This is a genomic window from Aeromonas sp. 96A (assembly GCF_051919165.1).
In the GTDB taxonomy this organism is placed as follows: Bacteria; Pseudomonadota; Gammaproteobacteria; order Enterobacterales; family Aeromonadaceae; genus Aeromonas; species Aeromonas veronii.
In genome coordinates this window covers 2,265,431-2,282,642 of the sequence record NZ_JBQBFE010000001.1, presented here as the reverse complement: position 1 = coordinate 2,282,642, position 17,212 = coordinate 2,265,431, and the positions used below count along the sequence as shown (strand labels likewise).

The 17,212-nt window shown below is 60.1% G+C and carries 19 protein-coding genes and 1 pseudogene; 12 read left to right on the top strand and 8 right to left on the bottom strand.

What is annotated here, in order from left to right:
* Positions 1–76: 76 nt before the first annotated feature.
* Entirely contained in the window at positions 77–907 is an 831-nt protein-coding gene (locus tag ACTG2W_RS10425; protein WP_440016185.1) for a lysostaphin resistance A-like protein, read from the bottom strand.
* A gap of 120 nt (positions 908–1,027) precedes the next feature.
* Here ACTG2W_RS10425 and ACTG2W_RS10420 point away from each other — a divergent pair, with 120 nt between their 5' ends.
* Positions 1,028–1,765, top strand: coding sequence for a substrate-binding periplasmic protein (locus ACTG2W_RS10420; protein ID WP_368210070.1), 738 nt, complete (start codon positions 1,028–1,030; stop codon positions 1,763–1,765).
* A 68-nt stretch (positions 1,766–1,833) separates the two neighbouring features.
* Here the strand turns inward: ACTG2W_RS10420 and ACTG2W_RS10415 are convergent, their stop codons facing one another.
* Together ACTG2W_RS10415 and ACTG2W_RS10410 are read right to left on the bottom strand one after the other, a co-directional pair.
* Entirely contained in the window at positions 1,834–2,130 is a 297-nt protein-coding gene (locus ACTG2W_RS10415; RefSeq protein WP_005348860.1) for a hypothetical protein, read from the bottom strand.
* A 53-nt stretch (positions 2,131–2,183) separates the two neighbouring features.
* Positions 2,184–2,558 carry a YacL family protein gene (locus ACTG2W_RS10410; protein WP_031227767.1) on the bottom strand — a complete coding sequence of 125 codons (375 nt, stop codon included), beginning with the start codon at positions 2,556–2,558 and terminating at the stop codon, positions 2,184–2,186.
* 209 nt (positions 2,559–2,767) lie between these two features.
* Here ACTG2W_RS10410 and ACTG2W_RS10405 point away from each other — a divergent pair, with 209 nt between their 5' ends.
* The 7 genes from ACTG2W_RS10405 (at position 2,768) to ACTG2W_RS10375 (ending at position 10,195) form a co-directional block, all read left to right on the top strand.
* The gene (locus tag ACTG2W_RS10405; protein WP_139442973.1) at positions 2,768–3,883 is read left to right on the top strand and encodes a sugar diacid recognition domain-containing protein; all 1,116 of its coding nucleotides are present in this window, start codon (positions 2,768–2,770) and stop codon (positions 3,881–3,883) included.
* Between the two features lie 118 nt (positions 3,884–4,001).
* Entirely contained in the window at positions 4,002–5,264 is a 1,263-nt protein-coding gene (locus tag ACTG2W_RS10400; RefSeq protein WP_005340326.1) for a GntP family permease, read from the top strand.
* 9 nt (positions 5,265–5,273) lie between these two features.
* Positions 5,274–6,407, top strand: coding sequence for a glycerate kinase (locus tag ACTG2W_RS10395; protein WP_106843880.1), 1,134 nt, complete (start codon positions 5,274–5,276; stop codon positions 6,405–6,407).
* Positions 6,408–6,639: 232 nt separating this feature from the next.
* Positions 6,640–7,203, top strand: coding sequence for an NnrU family protein (locus ACTG2W_RS10390; protein ID WP_042053314.1), 564 nt, complete (start codon positions 6,640–6,642; stop codon positions 7,201–7,203).
* A 58-nt stretch (positions 7,204–7,261) separates the two neighbouring features.
* Positions 7,262–7,798, top strand: coding sequence for a glutathione peroxidase (locus ACTG2W_RS10385; protein ID WP_076495785.1), 537 nt, complete (start codon positions 7,262–7,264; stop codon positions 7,796–7,798).
* Between the two features lie 82 nt (positions 7,799–7,880).
* Positions 7,881–8,816, top strand: a complete 936-nt coding sequence (locus tag ACTG2W_RS10380) for a LysR family transcriptional regulator (RefSeq protein WP_005340335.1) — start codon at positions 7,881–7,883, stop codon at positions 8,814–8,816.
* Positions 8,817–8,998: 182 nt separating this feature from the next.
* Entirely contained in the window at positions 8,999–10,195 is a 1,197-nt protein-coding gene (locus ACTG2W_RS10375; protein WP_005348874.1) for a NupC/NupG family nucleoside CNT transporter, read from the top strand.
* 101 nt (positions 10,196–10,296) lie between these two features.
* Here the strand turns inward: ACTG2W_RS10375 and ACTG2W_RS10370 are convergent, their stop codons facing one another.
* The 5 genes from ACTG2W_RS10370 to ACTG2W_RS10350 form a co-directional block, all read right to left on the bottom strand.
* Positions 10,297–10,716 carry a DUF4426 domain-containing protein gene (locus ACTG2W_RS10370; RefSeq protein ID WP_005340339.1) on the bottom strand — a complete coding sequence of 140 codons (420 nt, stop codon included), beginning with the start codon at positions 10,714–10,716 and terminating at the stop codon, positions 10,297–10,299.
* Positions 10,717–10,759: 43 nt separating this feature from the next.
* Positions 10,760–11,062: a DUF167 family protein YggU gene (gene yggU, locus ACTG2W_RS10365; protein WP_005340341.1), complete on the bottom strand. Its 303-nt coding sequence runs from the start codon at positions 11,060–11,062 to the stop codon at positions 10,760–10,762.
* On the bottom strand, positions 11,062–11,613 hold the full coding sequence (locus ACTG2W_RS10360) for a YggT family protein (RefSeq protein ID WP_005341416.1): 552 nt from the start codon (positions 11,611–11,613) through the stop codon (positions 11,062–11,064). Before ACTG2W_RS10360 ends, yggU begins: the two co-directional genes overlap by 1 nt.
* 11 nt (positions 11,614–11,624) lie before the next feature.
* Complete coding sequence (proC, locus tag ACTG2W_RS10355; protein ID WP_106843881.1) at positions 11,625–12,449, bottom strand: pyrroline-5-carboxylate reductase; 825 nt, start codon at positions 12,447–12,449, stop codon at positions 11,625–11,627.
* Between the two features lie 142 nt (positions 12,450–12,591).
* On the bottom strand, positions 12,592–13,293 hold the full coding sequence (locus ACTG2W_RS10350; protein ID WP_106843882.1) for a YggS family pyridoxal phosphate-dependent enzyme: 702 nt from the start codon (positions 13,291–13,293) through the stop codon (positions 12,592–12,594).
* Between the two features lie 39 nt (positions 13,294–13,332).
* On the opposite strand from ACTG2W_RS10350, the gene tapT reads away from it, so the two are divergent.
* From tapT to ACTG2W_RS10330, 4 genes and pseudogenes are all read left to right on the top strand, one after another.
* On the top strand, positions 13,333–14,367 hold the full coding sequence (tapT, locus tag ACTG2W_RS10345) for a type IVa pilus ATPase TapT (RefSeq protein WP_005340354.1): 1,035 nt from the start codon (positions 13,333–13,335) through the stop codon (positions 14,365–14,367).
* Between the two features lie 28 nt (positions 14,368–14,395).
* Entirely contained in the window at positions 14,396–15,505 is a 1,110-nt protein-coding gene (gene tapU, locus ACTG2W_RS10340) for a type IVa pilus ATPase TapU (protein ID WP_005340356.1), read from the top strand.
* Between the two features lie 47 nt (positions 15,506–15,552).
* Positions 15,553–16,324: pseudogene (yaaA, locus tag ACTG2W_RS10335) on the top strand (peroxide stress protein YaaA).
* Between the two features lie 194 nt (positions 16,325–16,518).
* Complete coding sequence (locus ACTG2W_RS10330) at positions 16,519–16,944, top strand: hypothetical protein (RefSeq protein ID WP_005340360.1); 426 nt, start codon at positions 16,519–16,521, stop codon at positions 16,942–16,944.
* Positions 16,945–17,212: the final 268 nt, after the last annotated feature.

The following is a 17,212-nucleotide window of genomic DNA, read 5'->3' as shown; positions in this document are numbered from 1 at the left end:
TAAAGCGAGCGAGGCAGCACGCTTAAAGAGAGAGGGAAGAGCGAGGGAAGGCGCCCGTGTCAGGCGCCTTCAGGAGTTAGCGGTGGGCCAGCGGGTAGGTGAAGAGCGCCAGATGGGCGAAGTTGAAGGCGAAGTGGATCAGGATGGCCACGGAGAGTCGCCCGCTGAGCTGGAATGCCAGGCCATAGCAGCAGCCTGCCAGGGTCGCAAACAGCGCCAGCAGCGGGCCACCGGGCAGGTGGATGGCTCCGAACAGTAGCGCAGCCACGACGATGCCAATCCAGGGGCGGTAACGTTCGGTCAGCGCCTGCTGGATCGCGCCACGAAACAGCGCCTCTTCCGCCACGCAGGTGAACAGCAGATTGTTGAGTGCAAACAGCCACCACCAGTGGGGCAGACCCACTTCCGGTTTCAGTGCCCCCAGTTGCCAGGCGATGACCAGCAGGGCACCCAGCGGCAGCAGCAACAGGGCCAGTGGGCGCCAGCGGATGGTGCCCCCCTTGCCCAGCAGCATCGGGCAGGCCAGCAGCAAGCCAAAGAGCAGCAGCGGTTTGTCGAGGTTCAGATACATGTTGAACGGCACGCTGGCGGGGCCTGCCAGCGCCTGATCCAGCACCTTGAGATTGTTGAAGCCGGGGATCAGGTGCAGGGTCAGCGCAATCGCCCAGAGGATCAGCACCACTCTGGCCGCCATCGCCCGGCGGGCGGGGAGGGTTGGCGTACGCCACGCCAGCAGTAATCCTGCGACCGAGACCAGCAGGGCGGGTAGCGTCATTCGGTCAAGCCACAGGGCCAGCAGCAGGGAGAGTCCCAGCAGGGCAAAGGCGGGAAGACGCTGGCGGAAGAGGGCAAGCAGCACGGCCAGCGCCAGCGCGCCCCAGATAAATGAGTCGGGAAGGGGTAACATTGGATCTCCTTGATCGAGGCAGGCGGCAACCTTAACAAGAGGGCGTCAGCAGGACAACCGCGCAGGAGGTGGTCGGATCCCTTCTCTATACTCATCAACAGGGTAAAGGGAGAGCAGCTGATGAAGCACTGTCTGTGGTTGTTGTGTTGTTGGTGTGTCTGGCTGCAGGCCGCACCCTTGCTGCTGGTGACCGGTGAGTTCACCCCTTATACCGGCAAGGCACTGCCTGAAGGTGGCGAGAGCACCAGGCTGGTGACGACCCTGCTGCAAGAGGCCGGGTATCGAGAGCTCCAGGTCGACTACCTGCCCTGGCCCCGCGGCTATCAGTTGACCCGCAATGGGTTGGTCGCGGCCACCTTCCCCTACGCCTGGACTGCCGAGCGGGCCAAGCTCTTCCACTACAGCGCTCCCATTCATATAGATCGCCTCTCCTGGTTCACCTATCGGGGGAGTGAGGCCATTCAGGCTGGCCGCTGGCAAGGGTTGCGTGTCTGTATTCCGCTGGGGTGGAGCACCAGCCATGCCGACGGGGTGATCAAGCGTTTCGGGCTGGATCTGCAGCGCCCCAAGACTCTGGCACAATGTCTGCAACTGCTGGCTCGCAAACGGATCGATCTGCTGCCGATGAACGAGACGGTGACCCGGGATGCCAGCCGTCAGCTGTTTGGCGACCCCTGCCATCTGCAGGCATTGCCCCACTTTCGCCAGAGCGATACTTTTTATCTGATCATTTCACGGCAGTACCCGGAGGCCGCCAGCCTGCTTGAGCGCTTCAATCATGCCCTGGCTGCCGCCCGTGCCGATGGCCGCTATGACCAACTGATCTCCCGAGCCGGAAAGGGGATCGATTGCCGTTGAGAGTGCACGGCCGGAAAACAAAAAGCCGGAGCAGTGGCTCCGGCTTTCTTTTATGCCTTCAGGGGCGATTAGCGGCCTGATTCTGCGATCACGCGGGCGATGATATCGGCGCGCTTGCCGGCTTCCAGTTCGCCCAGGGCGATCAGGCCAGCCTTGAAGATGACGTTCTTCGGCAGGCTGACATCGTCCAGCGTGGCGATCGCTTCAACGTGCATGCCGTTCAGACGGCTGGCATCGCGCGGGCTCAGGTTGACCTGAGTGTTCATCACCTGCTTGCCTTTCTTCTTGGCAGGTGCAGCCGCTTTCTTGGTGGATTCCTGTTCTTCGTCTTCCGGCAGTTCGTCATCAAAATCGTAAATAGACATAGTCAATCCTGTTGAGTTAGGCAAAAGGGCACATTTGCCCGACATTGGGTCAATCAGCCCATATCCTCGTTACGGATAAAGGCGCGCCAGGAGCCGAGCACCTGGGCAAAATCTTCCAGCCCGCACATGGCCAGCTGTTCATCATCGTAGTAGGCGAGATCGTCAAGATCCTCACCCAGCTCGATATTGAGGGCGTTGGCTTTCACCTCCGCCTCTTCATGGGTCAGCAGCAGGGAGTAGTCACCGCCGTTGAGCCGGTATTCGACTCGGGTGCGGTTGGAGAGCTGATCAATGATGGAGAAGAGCTCGTCGAGCTTCTCCTCATCCTTGCCAACCTCGTCGATCAGCCACTGACCGATGGCTTCATGGCCCATGGAGAACCGGGCGCGATAGCCACCAAACGGGTCGCGGCGAAATTCATAATCCATAGCACAGTCCAGATCGGAGGGATGGGCCATCACGGGCAGGCGGGTGCAAGCACGCAATTCCTGCTCCATGGCGGGGCACACATCGGGTAAAGTGGCCTATTCTAGCGATCCCCCTCTCGCTTGTCTTGATGATGTGGCATCTTTGCGCCCATGTGCTCTGAATCGCCCCGTGGTGGCGCTGCCAGATCAGCCCCTTGTCCGGAGATGTTATGCAGCTAAACGATAACCTTGCCCGCCAGATCGTCGCACGGGCGATGAAGATCCTCTCCTTTTCGGTCAACGTGATGGACGAACATGGCCTCATCATTGCGTCCGGCAATCCGGAGCGGATCCATCAGCGCCACGAAGGGGCCGTGCTGGCATTGACCGAAAACCGGGTGGTGGAGATCAGCGAAGCGACAGCCCTGCAGCTCAAAGGGGTGCGACCCGGCATCAATTTGCCCATCTCCTATCAGGGGGAGCTGATCGGGGTGATCGGCATTTCCGGCGATCCGGAGGAAGTGCGTGCTTACGCCGAGCTGGTGCGAATGACGGCAGAGCTGATCCTGGAGCAGGCGGCGCTCACCGAGCAGTTGCAGTGGGACAAGCGCCACAAGGAGGAGCTGGTGTTGCAGCTAATTCGGGGCGAGGGGCGAGTCGATCAATTGCAGCAGGCGGCCCGCTTTCTCGGGCTGGAGTTGGCCCAGCCTCGGGTGGTGGCCGTGCTGGCGCTGGAGGAGGCGGATCCGGCGCGTCTGCGAGAGCTGGTTCATCAGCTGGAAAATCCGGAGCGGGACAATCTGGTCGCCATCAACGGGCTCGACGAGATAGTGGTGCTCAAACCGGCGCAATTGAGTGAGGGCGTCTGGCAATCGGCGCAGGAGCGCAGCCGGATCAAGCAACTGCTGGCGCGGATTCCCCACTTCAAGGTGCATATCGCGGTGGGCGATTACTTCGCCGGGATCGACGGGCTGGCTCGCTCTTATCAGACGGCGCGCGATACCCTGCGCCGTGGCATGCGCCAAGCGCCGCGCAAACAGGTCTACTTCTTTGAGGATTACCGTTTGCCGGTGCTGCTCGGCAGTCTGGCGGACTCATGGCAGGCGGATCAGCTGCGCACACCGCTGCAGAAACTGGCCCGGGAAGATGGCAAAGGGGCGCTGCAGAAGACCTTGCGCCACTATTTCTTGCAGGATTGTGATCTGCATCGCTGTGCCGAAGCCCTGTTCATTCACCCCAATACCCTGCGCTATCGGCTGGGGCGGATAGAGCAGATAACCGGGTTGAATTTCAACAAGTTAGACGACAAATTTTTGCTCTATCTCGGCCTTAATCTCGACTTGTGATTGTGAATTTAGACAAAAAAATACATTTACATGATGTGATTTTTGGCTATTCAGCCAAAGCATTCTGATTGCAGATCTCCATAATGGCGGCCATTCACTCCCATTGAAGGTGTCCGTCATGATCCCGGTTACAGCCCTTGGCGCCATCGCGGCGCTCTCCATCGCCATCATCCTCATTTTGAAGAAGGTGCCGCCCGCTTACGGCATGATCGTGGGTGCCCTTGCCGGTGGCCTGATTGGCGGTGCCGATCTGACCCAGACCGTCGCCCTGATGATCGGCGGTGCCCAGGGGATCACCACAGCTGTGATGCGGATCCTGGCGGCCGGTGTACTGGCGGGCGTGCTGATCGAATCGGGTGCGGCCACCACTATCGCCGAGACTATCGTCAAGAAGCTGGGTGAAACCCGCGCCCTGCTGGCACTGGCGCTGGCGACTCTGATCCTGACTGCGGTCGGCGTATTCGTGGATGTGGCCGTTATCACGGTCGCCCCCATCGCGCTGGCCATTGCCCGCCGTGCCGACCTCTCCAAGGCGGCCATCCTGCTGGCGATGATCGGCGGCGGCAAGGCGGGTAACGTCATGTCCCCCAACCCCAACGCCATTGCCGCGGCTGATGCCTTCCATCTGCCCCTGACCTCAGTTATGGCTGCGGGCATCATTCCGGGTCTGTTCGGTCTGGTGATGGCCTACTGGCTGGCCAAGCGGCTGAACAACAAGGGCAGCAAGGTTGCTGCTGATGAAGTGGTGAGCTTTGCCGGTGCCAAGTTGCCGGGCTTTGCCGCCGCCATCAGCGCGCCGCTGGTCGCCATCCTGCTGCTGGCCCTGCGGCCGGTCGCCGGTATCGTGGTGGATCCGCTGATTGCACTGCCGCTCGGTGGTCTGGTTGGTGCCCTGATGATGGGTAAATTCAGCAAGGTGAACCAGTTTGCGGTCTCCGGCCTCGCCCGTATGGCGCCGGTTGCCATCATGCTGCTGGGTACCGGTACCCTAGCGGGCATCATTGCCAACTCCGGCCTGAAAGATGTGCTGATCAGCGGCCTGACCGCCTCCGGTCTGCCTTCTTACCTGCTGGCGCCTATCTCCGGTGCCCTGATGTCGCTGGCAACCGCCTCGACTACCGCCGGTACCGTGGTGGCCTCCAACGTATTCAGCTCCACCCTGATTGAACTGGGGATCAGCAGTCTGGCCGGGGCGGCGATGATCCATGCCGGTGCCACCGTGTTTGACCACATGCCCCACGGCTCCTTCTTCCACGCCACCGGTGGCAGCGTCCACATGGGGGTGGGGGAGCGTCTGAAACTTATCCCTTACGAAACTGCAGTCGGTCTGACCATTGCCACTGTCTCCACCCTGATGTTTGGCGTGTTTGGCCTCGCCTAAGGAATTGATATGAAAATTGTTATTGCCCCCGATTCATTCAAGGAGAGTCTGAGCGCCATGGCGGTGGCTGATGCCATCGAGGCTGGTTTCAAACAGGTGTTGCCGAACGCCACCTACGTCAAATTGCCGATGGCCGATGGCGGTGAAGGTACGGTGCAATCGCTGGTGGATGCCACCGGTGGCCGCATCCTGCCGGTCGAAGTGACCGCCCCCCTTGGCAACAAGGTACAGGGCTTTGTCGGTCTGCTGGGTGATGGCGAGCGCGCCGTCATCGAGATGGCCGCTGCCTCCGGTATCCATCTGGTGGCGCCCGAGCAGCGCAATCCGTTGCTCACCTCCAGCTTCGGCACCGGCGAGCTGATCCTGGCCGCGCTGGAGATGGGGGTGAAGCACCTCATTCTCGGTATCGGCGGCAGCGCCACCAATGACGGCGGTGCCGGCATGATCCAGGCGCTCGGCGGCAAGCTGCTCAAAGCGGATGGCTCTGCCATCGAGTTGGGCGGCGCAGGTCTCAGTGAGCTCGCGACCATCGATCTGAGCAGTCTGGATCCGCGTCTGAGCGATCTGGTTATCGAGGTGGCGTGCGATGTGAACAACCCGCTGTGCGGCCCGAAAGGTGCCTCCGCCGTGTTTGGCCCGCAAAAGGGGGCGACTCCAGAGATGGTTGTCGAACTTGATGCCAACCTCTCCCGTTATGCCGACTGCATCGAGCAGGCGCTCGGCAAGCAGGTGAAGGATATTCCGGGGGCGGGTGCTGCCGGTGGCATGGGGGCCGCGCTGGTCGGTCTGCTTGGCGCCGAACTCAAGCCTGGCATCCAGATCGTCATCGAAGCGTTGAAACTGGCCGAGGAAGTGGCCGATGCGGATCTGGTTATCACCGGCGAAGGTCGTATCGACAGCCAGACCATCCATGGCAAGACGCCAATCGGTGTCGCACGTTGCGCCAAGCAGTTCGGCAAGCCGGTGATCGGCATCTCCGGTTGCCTGACCGACGATTGCGGTGTGGTACACGATCACGGGCTGGACGCGGTATTCGCCGTGGTCAACCGCGCCATGTCTCTGCCGGAGGCGCTGGAGAGCGCCAGCACCAATATTCAACTCACTGCGCGCAACGTAGCGGCGCTCTATCAGCTCAAGGGCTGATCCGGTTCGGCCGATGCGCCCCATCGGCCACTCAATATCCCCGTTTGGGGCATCTCCCATCCCGCGAGATGTCTGACTGCCCTGGCACTTATTTGCCGATCCATCGTGATCGGCTCTTTTCTTTCTGTTCCTTTGTCTTGCCACACTTTTGACTCCATGGGTCAGCGCGGTTTTGATAGGCGCACATCTCCCTTTACGGCATAGTGGTCGTACCAAGTACAAGGAGAGACTCATGTTCCTGCTGACCCTGGGGGTTGCGCTGTTTACCCTGATCCATCTCTACCCCTGTTTTGCGGTGGCCCATCGGGCGCGGCTGCGCGAGCGGCTGGGTGAGAATCGCTACAAGGGGCTCTTCTCCCTGCTGGTGTTTGTCGCCATCGCCTGCATCATCGCCGGTTGGCGCTCGGCCAGCTCGCTGCCGCTCTACTTCCTGCCGGATTGGGGGCCGATGACCATGACGGTGATGATGCCCTTTGCGCTGATCCTCTTCTTCTCCGGCCAGGGGCCCAACCATCTGCGCCGTTGGCTGGTGCATCCCCAACTGCTCGGTACCCTGCTCTGGGCGGTGGCCCATCTGCTGGTCAACAGCGAGGCGCGATCTCTGGTGCTGTTTGGCGGCATCGGGCTCTGGGCGCTGGTGAGCATGGTCTGGATTTCGGTGCGGGACTGGCAGCGATATCCCCGTCCGGCGGCCAACTGGACTGGCACCGGCATCAGCGTCGGGGCGGGCCTGGCTGCCACCGCGCTGCTGGTGTTCTGGGGCCACGGCTGGCTGACCGGCATTCCCCTGCATTGAGAGTGAACTGCGGCTCTGGTAACCGCGTATGATGGACAAAACAAAAGGAGTCTTGGCGATGAAATGGTTCACTCTGTTGCTGTTATTGGGGGCCGGAGCGGCCTCTGCGGCGTGCCCCGATTATTTCAATGTGGAGATGCGGGAGCTAAACAACTCTCAGCGCCATAACCTCTGTCAGCTGACCGAGGGCAAGGTGGTACTGGTAGTCAATACCGCCTCCTACTGCGGCTACAGCGGCCAGTTCCGCGATCTGGAGCAGCTCTACCAGAGCTACAAGGATAAAGGGCTGATTATTCTGGGCTTTCCCTCCAACGACTTCTGGCAGGAGGCGGGCAACGAGACCAAGACCGCCGAGGTATGCCGCCGCGACTATGGCGTCACCTTCCCGATGTTCAATCGGGTAGCGGTGCGGGGCTCCGATGCAGTGCCACTGTTCAAGGGGCTGGCGGCGGCCGCTGACGGGGATGAGCCGAACTGGAACTTCCACAAATATCTGGTGGGGCGGGATGGCAAGCTGATCGCCAGCTACGGCGCCAACCAGAATCCGGCTGACGACCCCCTCAAACTGCAGATCACCCGGGCGCTGGGGCTCTGACCCTACCCCTTGGCGGGCGGCTCTGGAATAATGGGCTCCCGCCACTCAATCCGGTTATCTTGTGCTGCAACGTCTTCCTCAAATGGTGATCTTCGATGCGCTGGTGCGCGAGCAGGGGATCTCTGCCGCCGCCCGTCGTCTCGGGGTCTCCAAATCCCATATCAGCAAGCAGCTGGCGCTGCTGGAGACCACCCTTGGCGCCCAGCTGGTCCAGCGCACCACCCGCCGCTTCGTCCTGACCGAGCTGGGTCAGGAGTATGCCCGTCATTGTCATGCGCTGGTGGCGGTGGCGCAGGAGGCGGACTCCATGATCGCCGAGCGGCGCGGCAAGGTGAGCGGCGTGCTCCATCTCGGGGTGGGCCAATCATTTGGTCGTCTGCACGTCATTCCTCATCTCAAGGCGTTTCAGGATCGCTATCCCGAGCTGGAGCTGGAGGTCTCGCTGTTCGACCACAGAACCAATCTGGTGGATGAGGGGCTGGATCTCTGGCTCACCACCTATGAGGACAAGCCGGAAGGGCTGGTGGGACAGCGGCTGGCCGACATTGGCTTCGTGGTGGCGGCTTCGCCGGATTACCTGCTGAGCCACGGCACGCCGCTTCATCCCAAGGATCTGGCCCAGCACAACTGCATCACTTACCAGAGTCGGGAGCGGCGCTATCACCAGTGGTCGTTTCGCCAGGGCAAGGAGCGTCAGACGGTGCAGGTGGCGGGCAACTATCGGGTGGATATGGCGGAGGCGGTGCGGGATGCGGCGCTGGCCGGGCTCGGTATTGCCTATATTGCCAACTACTTGCTGGACAAGGAGTTACAGAGCGGCAAGCTGATCCCTGTGCTGCCAGGGTGGCGACCGAACCAGCAGATGGCGGTACATGCCGTTTATGCCCGTCGCGAACATCTGGATCCCAAGATCCGTCTCTTCATCGATTTCCTCAAGGCCCGCTTTGGCCCTGAACCCTATTGGGAGCAGCGACTGGCCCCCTGGCTCGGGGGTAAATTGTCCGGCGGTGAGGAATAATTGTTTCCATATAAGAACTCTCGATTTCTCCTGATACTAAAATCGAACCAAATCAGCCAGTTGGCGCAACCGATATCGTGCAAACGTTTTTTCTAACAGGGTTGTAACCAAGCGGACTTGCAGTGACGGGGTGAGAGGCGCAGAATCCGCGCCCATCTTTTGCCCCACCTGATGGAGTCCCTATGATTGCCCTGCTCGGCATCCTGAGTATCCTGGCGCTTGCCGTCATCTGCTCTGATAATCGTCGTCGTATCCCGTTGCGAACAGTTGGCCTTGCCCTCTGCCTGCAAATCATGTTTGCCGGTCTGGTGCTCTGGCTGCCTGCCGGTCAGCATGTGCTGAACGGGGTCAGCGAGAGCGTAAGCAGCGTGATCGGTTATGGTCAGGAGGGGATCGCCTTCCTGTTCGGCGATCTGGCCAAGTTCAAGCTGGGCTTCATCTTTGCCTTCAACGTGTTGCCGGTCATCATCTTCTTCTCCGCGGTGATCGCCATCCTCTACCACATCGGCATCATGCCTCGGGTGATCGCCCTGCTGGGTGGTGGCTTGCAGAAATTGCTGGGCACCGGCCGTGCCGAGAGCCTCTCCGCCACTGCCAACATCTTCGTTGGCATGGTGGAAGCGCCGCTGGTGGTCAAACCCTACCTCTCCAAGATGTCCGATTCCCAGTTCTTCGCAGTGATGAGCTGCGGTCTCGCCTCCGTCGCCGGTGGCACCCTGGTGGGCTATGCCAGCCTCGGGGTTGAGCTGAAATACCTGATCGCTGCTGCCTTCATGTCTGCCCCTGCCGGTCTGGCGATGGCCAAAATCCTGGTGCCGCCGGGAGCTGAAGAGGTCGATCACCATCAGGATGTGGAGATCCCCCGCGCCACCAACGTGATCGAAGCGGCGGCCGATGGCGCCATGTCTGGCCTCAATATCGCGGTGGCGGTCGGTGCCACCCTGCTGGCCTTCGTTGGCGTGATCGCCATGCTCAATGGCCTGCTCGGCTGGGCTGGCGGTCTGGTAGGGCTGGATCTGAGCTTCCAAATCATTCTGGGCTGGCTGTTTGCCCCCGTCTCCTGGCTGATCGGTGTGCCCTGGGATCAGGCGCAAGCCGCTGGCGCCCTGATCGGTACCAAGATCGTGGTCAACGAGTTCGTCGCCTTCATCGGTCTGGTGCAGGATCAGACCCTGAGCGAGTCGAGCAAGGCCATCGTGACTTTCGCCCTGTGTGGCTTTGCCAACATCTCCTCCATGGCGATCCTGATCGGCGGTCTGGGCTCCATGGTGCCGGAGCGCAAATCCTTCATCGCCCGTTACGGCATGCGCGCCATTCTCTCCGGCGTGCTGGCGAACCTGATGAGCGCCTGTCTGGCCGGTCTGTTCCTCGCCCTGTAACCGCTGCGGTACGGAATAGATGTAACAAGGGCGCCCTGATGGCGCCCTTGTCATATGGATAAAATGAAGCCCCGGCCTTGGTCGGGGCTTCTTGTTGCTGCTCAGTCGACGTAGAAGGTTTGCTGGAAGCTGAGGTTCTGTTGCTGCCCGCCGCCCATGATCTTCAGGGTGAACTGATAGGTATCTTCGTTGCGGTAGGGGAGGGTCGCCAGATAGTAGATGGCATCCCCCTCTTTTACCTCCTGAAAGTTCAGGGTGCGGATGGTGCCGGTCAGGTTCTTGGCCTCACCGGTGATCCCTACGGCTTGCGCCACTTTCTGCTTGTCCTGTACCGCGATATTGATGATGGCGTTGTAGCGACTGCGCTCCAGTCCATACGCCTTGGCGACCTCGGGGGTGAGGAAGCTGGAGTTGAAGGCGTTGTAGTGCACCAGCCAGGGCCCCAGCTCCTTCATCTGTTCTGCCTTGAGCGGCAGGGTCATCAGCAGTGCCAGCAGGCCACTCATCCAGGCTGTTTTCATCTGTCATCCCTCTCATATCTACGGTTGGCGCAGGCCGATTCATTCAGCCTTGCGTGTCATTCAGCAGTGCACTCACTTCTTGCGGCAACTGTTTGGGGCTGTCGATGGCGACGGTTTTGTGTCGCCCCAGCTCGCCCCGCACTATGGTGATCTGTCCCTTGGCCACCTTGAACTGCTTGGCCAGAAACTTGATCAGATGGCTGTTGGCCTGGCCATCGACGGGCGGCGCCGTGATGGCCACTTTCAGCTCTTCGCCATGCAATCCGATGATCTGGTCCCGACTCGCCTTGGGCTGGATCACCAGATGCAGTACCAGTTCATCCCCTTGTTGCAGGACGGCTGGCATCAAATCATCCACCACAGCTGGCCGAACAGGTCACCCAGCAGGTAGTTGATGGCTTGCAGGCCGATAAAGGCGACCAGCACCGAGAGATCCAGCCCGCCCAGTGCCGGCAGTACGCGGCGGATAGGGGCGAGGAATGGTTCGGTCAGCTGATGCATCACGTATTCGATGGGGTTGCGGCCCTGGCTGACCCAGCTCAGGATGGCGCGGATCAGCAGTACCCAGAAGATCATCGAGCCCGCTTTTTTCAGCACAGTCAGCGCGGCAAACAGGCTGATGCTGAGCCAGTCCGCCAGCAGCACGTTCATGCTCTTGAGCAGGGCCAGCTTGGCGAAGGCGATGGCCAGCGCCAGCACCACGGAAGCGAGATCGATGCCGCCAAAGCCCGGGATAACGCGGCGCAGCGGGATCACCAGCGGATTGGTCAGTTTGACTACCATCTGGCTCATCGGGTTGTAGAAGTCGGCACGGGCCCACTGCAGCCAGACGCGCAGCAGGATCACCATCAGGTAGAGATCGAAAACGGTGTTAATCAGAAAGTAAGCAGTGTTCATCTGGGCTCCTGTTAGAAGAGAGTTTCCATTTCGGTGGCGCGAGCAACGGCCGCCTGCATGGCTTGCGCAGTCAGCGGCATCAGCCCCTGCTGCTGGAATGTCTTGATGGCTTCGGCTGTGGTGCCGCCCTTGCTGGTCACCTGTTCACGCAGGGTCTGCAGCGCCAGCTCCGGGTTTTGCTCCACCATGGCGGCTGCGCCCAGCGCGGTCTGCTGCACCAGCAGGCGTGCCTGTTCGGGCGAGAAGCCCAGTGCCTCCGCCTCTTCGGCGATGGCCTGCATAAAGAGGAAGAAGTAGGCCGGGGCACTGCCCGCTGCGGCGATGATGCCGTTGATGCCGGACTCCTGCTCCACCCAGAGGGTCTTGCCGACCGCCTGCATCATCTGCTCGGCAAACTCGCGATCCGCGGCGGCAATATGCTCGGGCGCATAGAGGCCGGTCATGCCCAGACCCAGCAGGGCAGGGGTATTGGGCATGGTGCGGATGATGCGGTCGTGGCCACCGGCCATCTCGCCAAGGCGCGCCACCTTGATACCGGCCGCGATGGAGATGAGCAGCTTGCCTTCAAGGGAGCCCAGCTCTTCAACCAGTGCTGCCAGCATGCCGGCCATCAGCTGTGGCTTGACTGCCAGCACGATCACTTCGGCGTCTCGGGCCGCCTCGGCATTACTCTGGGTGATGCGAATGCCATGTTCGCTCGCCAGCGCTTCCAGCTTGGGCAGACTGGGGTTGGCAGCAGTGATCTGCCCGGCGGGATAACCCGACTTGACCAGTCCGGCGATGATGCTGCGGCTCATGTTGCCCGCGCCGATAAAGGCCAGCGTTCTATGCTGCATCAGATGCTCCTGTAGCATATGGGGTCGCGGCGGGGTTGGCGCTGCCTGCACCACCTGACGCCAGAATTCGGTGTTCCATCAAACGCTCCTGTTGATGAAGTCGCGGCAAGAGGCGGACTTATGGGTTATCCGCTGGCCTTGCCTATGAGTAGTCACGGGCGCCGAAGATGGCGGTGCCGACCCGCACCATGGTGCTGCCGTGGGCTATCGCCAGTTCAAGATCCTCGGTCATGCCCATCGAGAGGGTATCCACCGTGGGGTATTGTCGCGCAAGCTCGGTGAACAGAGTCTGCATGCGGGTCATTTGGGCGGCCAGTACGCTCTCGTCACTGGTGTGCTCGGGAATGGCCATCAGTCCCCGCAGCACCAGTCGCTCACTTTGAGAGACCTGCTCGGCAAGGCGGAAAATCTCTTGTTCCGACGTTCCGGATTTACTGCTCTCTCCGCTAATATTGATTTGCAGACAAACATTTAGCGGTGCCATTGTAGTTGGGCGCTGGTTGTTGAGGCGGTCGATCAGCTTGTCCCGATCCACGCTCTGCACCCAGTCAAACCGTTCGGCGACCAGTTTGGATTTGTTCGATTGCAAAGGGCCGATAAAGTGCCACTCTATGTCTCTATATTCCGGCTGCTGGCGCAAGGTATCGATCTTGGCCGCTGCTTCCTGAGCGTAGGATTCGCCAAAGCAGCGCTGACCTGCGGCATGGGCGGCCATGATGGCCTCGACAGGCTTGGTCTTGCTCACGGCCAGCAGGCGGATCTGCTGCAGGTTGCGGCTCGCCCGTTCGACGGCCTGGGCAATACGTTCCTTTACCTGAAACAGGTGCTGGGCAATCTGGTTCATATTTCGTTAGTGATCTTGTGATGGGAGAATGACAAGTCTATGGATATCACAGAGTTATTGGCTTTCAGTGTAAAGCATAAAGCCTCGGATCTACACCTCTCGGCCGGGGTTCCCCCGATGATCAGGGTTGATGGTGAGGTTCGCAAGATCAATTTGCCCGCCCTGGAACACCGGGAAGTGCATGCCCTTATTTACGACATCATGAACGACCATCAGCGCAAGGAGCTAGAGGAGAACTTCGAGGTCGACTTCTCGTTCGAGGTGCCCAATCTGGCCCGTTTCCGGGTCAACGCCTTCCAGCAGGCGCGCGGCTCTGGCGCGGTATTTCGTACCATCCCCAGCACTGTGCTGAGCCTCGAAGATCTCGATGCGCCGGAGATTTTCCGCAAGATCGCCGAGTTCCCGCGGGGTCTGGTGTTGGTGACCGGCCCGACCGGTTCCGGTAAGTCGACCACCCTGGCGGCCATGGTCAACTACATCAACGAGAACTTCCATCACCATATCCTCACCATCGAAGACCCCATCGAATTCGTCCACGAGAACAAGCGCTGTCTGGTGAACCAGCGGGAAGTGCACCGCGATACCAAGAGTTTCAGCAACGCCCTACGCTCGGCACTGCGGGAAGACCCGGACATCATTCTGGTGGGCGAGATGCGCGACCTTGAGACCATTCGTTTGGCCATGACCGCCGCCGAAACTGGCCATCTGGTGTTTGGCACCCTGCACACCTCGTCGGCGGCCAAGACCATCGACCGTATCATCGACGTCTTTCCTGGTGCGGAGAAGGACATGGTGCGCTCCATGCTCTCCGAATCCCTGCGGGCGGTCATCTCCCAGACCCTGCTCAAGCGCATTGGCGGCGGTCGGGTTGCGGCTCACGAGATCATGATGGGCATTCCGGCGGTCCGTAACCTGATCCGGGAGGACAAGATTGCCCAGCTTTACTCGGTGATCCAGACCGGGATGACCCACGGCATGCAGACCATGGATCAGAGCCTCAAGCAGCTGGTGAGTCGTGGCGTGGTGGCATCCCTCGATGCCAAGGCCAAGGCTGTTGATCCCAACAGCATTTAAGCGACTCGCACCCAGGGAGGGATAGATGATGAATCTGGATGATCTGCTGAGCGAGCTGGTCGAGCGAAAGGGATCGGATCTGTTTGTGACGGTGGGCTCGCCGCCCACCCTCAAGGTGAATGGCCATCTGGTGTCGCTGGGGGGGGAGGCGCTCGACAAGAAGGGGGCGCTGACGCTGGTCAGGGATACCCTCAGCAGCGATCACTTCGAGCGCTATATCCGCACCAAGGAGGCCAACTACGCGATCTATCGCGAAGCGCTTGGCCGTTTTCGGGTCAGTGCCTTCTGGCAGCAGGAGCTGCCCGGCATGGTGGTGCGGCGTATCGAGACCCGCATTCCCACCTTTGAAGATCTGCAGCTACCCAAGATCCTGCAAGAGGTGGCGATGGCCAAGCGGGGACTGGTGCTGTTTGTCGGCGCCACCGGGGCGGGCAAATCGACCACCCAGGCGGCGATGATCGGCTATCGCAACCAGCATGCCGATGGTCACATTCTGACGGTGGAAGATCCGGTGGAGTTCGTCCATCAGCATGGTCGCAGTCTGGTGACCCAGCGAGAGGTGGGGATCGACACCGAGTCATTCGATGTTGCGCTGAAAAGTTCGCTGCGTCAGGCGCCGGACGTGATCCTGATCGGCGAGATCCGGAGTCAGGAGACCATGGAGTTTGCCCTGCAGTTCGCCGAGACGGGACACCTTTGTCTCGCCACTTTGCATGCCAACAATGCCAACCAGGCGCTGGATCGCATCCTCCATCTGGTGCCGCAAGACAAACACCGCCAGTTCCTGTTCGATCTCTCTTTCAACCTCAAGGCCATCGTCGCCCAGCAGCTGGTGCCGAGTATGGATGGCAAGCGGCGCTGCGCTGCGTTCGAGATCCTGCTCAATACCCCGCTCATCACCGATATTATTCGCAAGGGAGAGATGCATCGCCTCAAGGAGGTGATGACCAAATCCACCGAGCTGGGTATGCAGACCTTCGATCAGGCGCTCTTCAGCCTGTTTTGCGCCGGCCAGATTGGCTACAGTGAGGCACTCGCCCACGCTGACTCGGCCAACGACCTGCGACTGCTGATCAAGCTCTCCGGTCGCGAACGGCTCGGCACCGGTACGCTGGACAATGTGACGCTGGATGAATGAATCATGGGGCCGCTCTGCCGTTCGGCCCCTCGCCATAAAGGAACGTTATGCTGATTGTGGTTTCCCCGGCCAAGACGCTGGATTACGAGTCACCGCTGGTGACACCCCGTTTCACCCAACCCGAGCTGCTGGATCACTCTGCCGAACTGATTAGCCGGGCCCGCCAACTGAGCCCGGACCAGATCGCCACTCTGATGAAGATCAGCGACAAGCTGGCCGGTCTCAATGCCGCCCGTTTTGCCGAGTGGCAGCCAGACTTTACTCCTGCCAATGCCCGTCAGGCACTGCTGGCTTTCAAGGGGGATGTCTACACCGGTTTGGCGGTAGAGGATTTCAGCGAGGCCGATTTTGACTTCGCTCAGGCACACCTGCGGATGCTCTCAGGCCTCTATGGCGTGTTGCGTCCCCTCGACCTGATGATGCCCTACCGGCTGGAGATGGGGACCAAGCTCGACAACGATCGCGGCAAGGATCTCTACCAGTTCTGGGGCGAGGTGATCACTCACCATCTCAACGACGCGTTGGCAGCGCAGGGGGATGAGGTGTTGATCAATCTGGCTTCCGACGAGTATTTCAAGTCGGTACGCCCCAAGAGCCTGAAAGGGCGGATTGTCACCGGTGTTCAAGGATGAGAAGAACGGCCAGTTCAAGATCATCAGCTTCTACGCCAAGAAGGCGCGCGGCATGATGGCTCGCCACATCATCAAGCACCGTCTGACCGAGGTGGAGCAGCTGACCGGTTTCAACGCCGAGGGCTACTACTTCGTACCGGAAGAGTCGGACGCCAATACCCTGATGTTTAAACGCGCCGAAAATTAATTACAAAAAGAGGGAACCAATCTTTCGACCCGCGGGTCTGAATAAGTGAATCCTCTGTTGTAAGCACTTTTTATTCGCCGACGTTTGATACGTCGGCTTTTTTATTGCCGTTTTTATTGTCCATCGATTGCCTTCGCCGGGACTATGTGGTTCAGATAGACTCAAGACAGGGAGCGAGTCGTTGCGAGGTGAATATGGAACAGAAAAATGCCATTCGGCAGGTTGCCGTCCCTTGGGCTCCGTCCCGCCAGCTCCCACCCGGGCTGGTCGTTGCCGAGCTGCATCAGGATCTCTGGAGCGACTCTCTGACCATCATGCTGGGGCGGGCACGCAGCATCGATCTGCCCCCGCAAATCCTCTGCCGGGTCTATTTTCGCCATATCTACGCCCTGCGTGTTATCGAAGATTGCGATCTGGCCGAGGGGAAGGATAGTCATGCCATCGAAGAGCAGATCCAGCTCATCACCCCATCCCGTTTTGCCAGCTGGTTCCATCAGGAGTCGGACGGTCTGCATCTGGATGAAGATCTGCAGCACTATCGCATCTCGACCTGGGATTATTGCGCCGATGTGCTGACCTCTTCGGCGCCGGAGCTGCAGTTCCTGCCCCAGAGCGAGTAGCCAGCTGTTACGTCAGAGGCGAAGGATGATCCTTCGCCTCTTGGTTTTTGGGCGGGCGCAGATTTTGTGGCGTTCAGGCCATTCAGCCCAAGTGGTGGCCTGTTGTGTTAGCACAAAAAAAGCGCCTCAGAGGAGGCGCGGGGAAAAAGACAGATTGGAAGCGTCACATGGGTGCTACTTGAATCAGCGAATGAGCCGTGCCATTCAAGTATGGAGCCATCATGCCAAGCTCAATCTGAAGTAGTTCTGAGGCGATTCTTCATTTTCT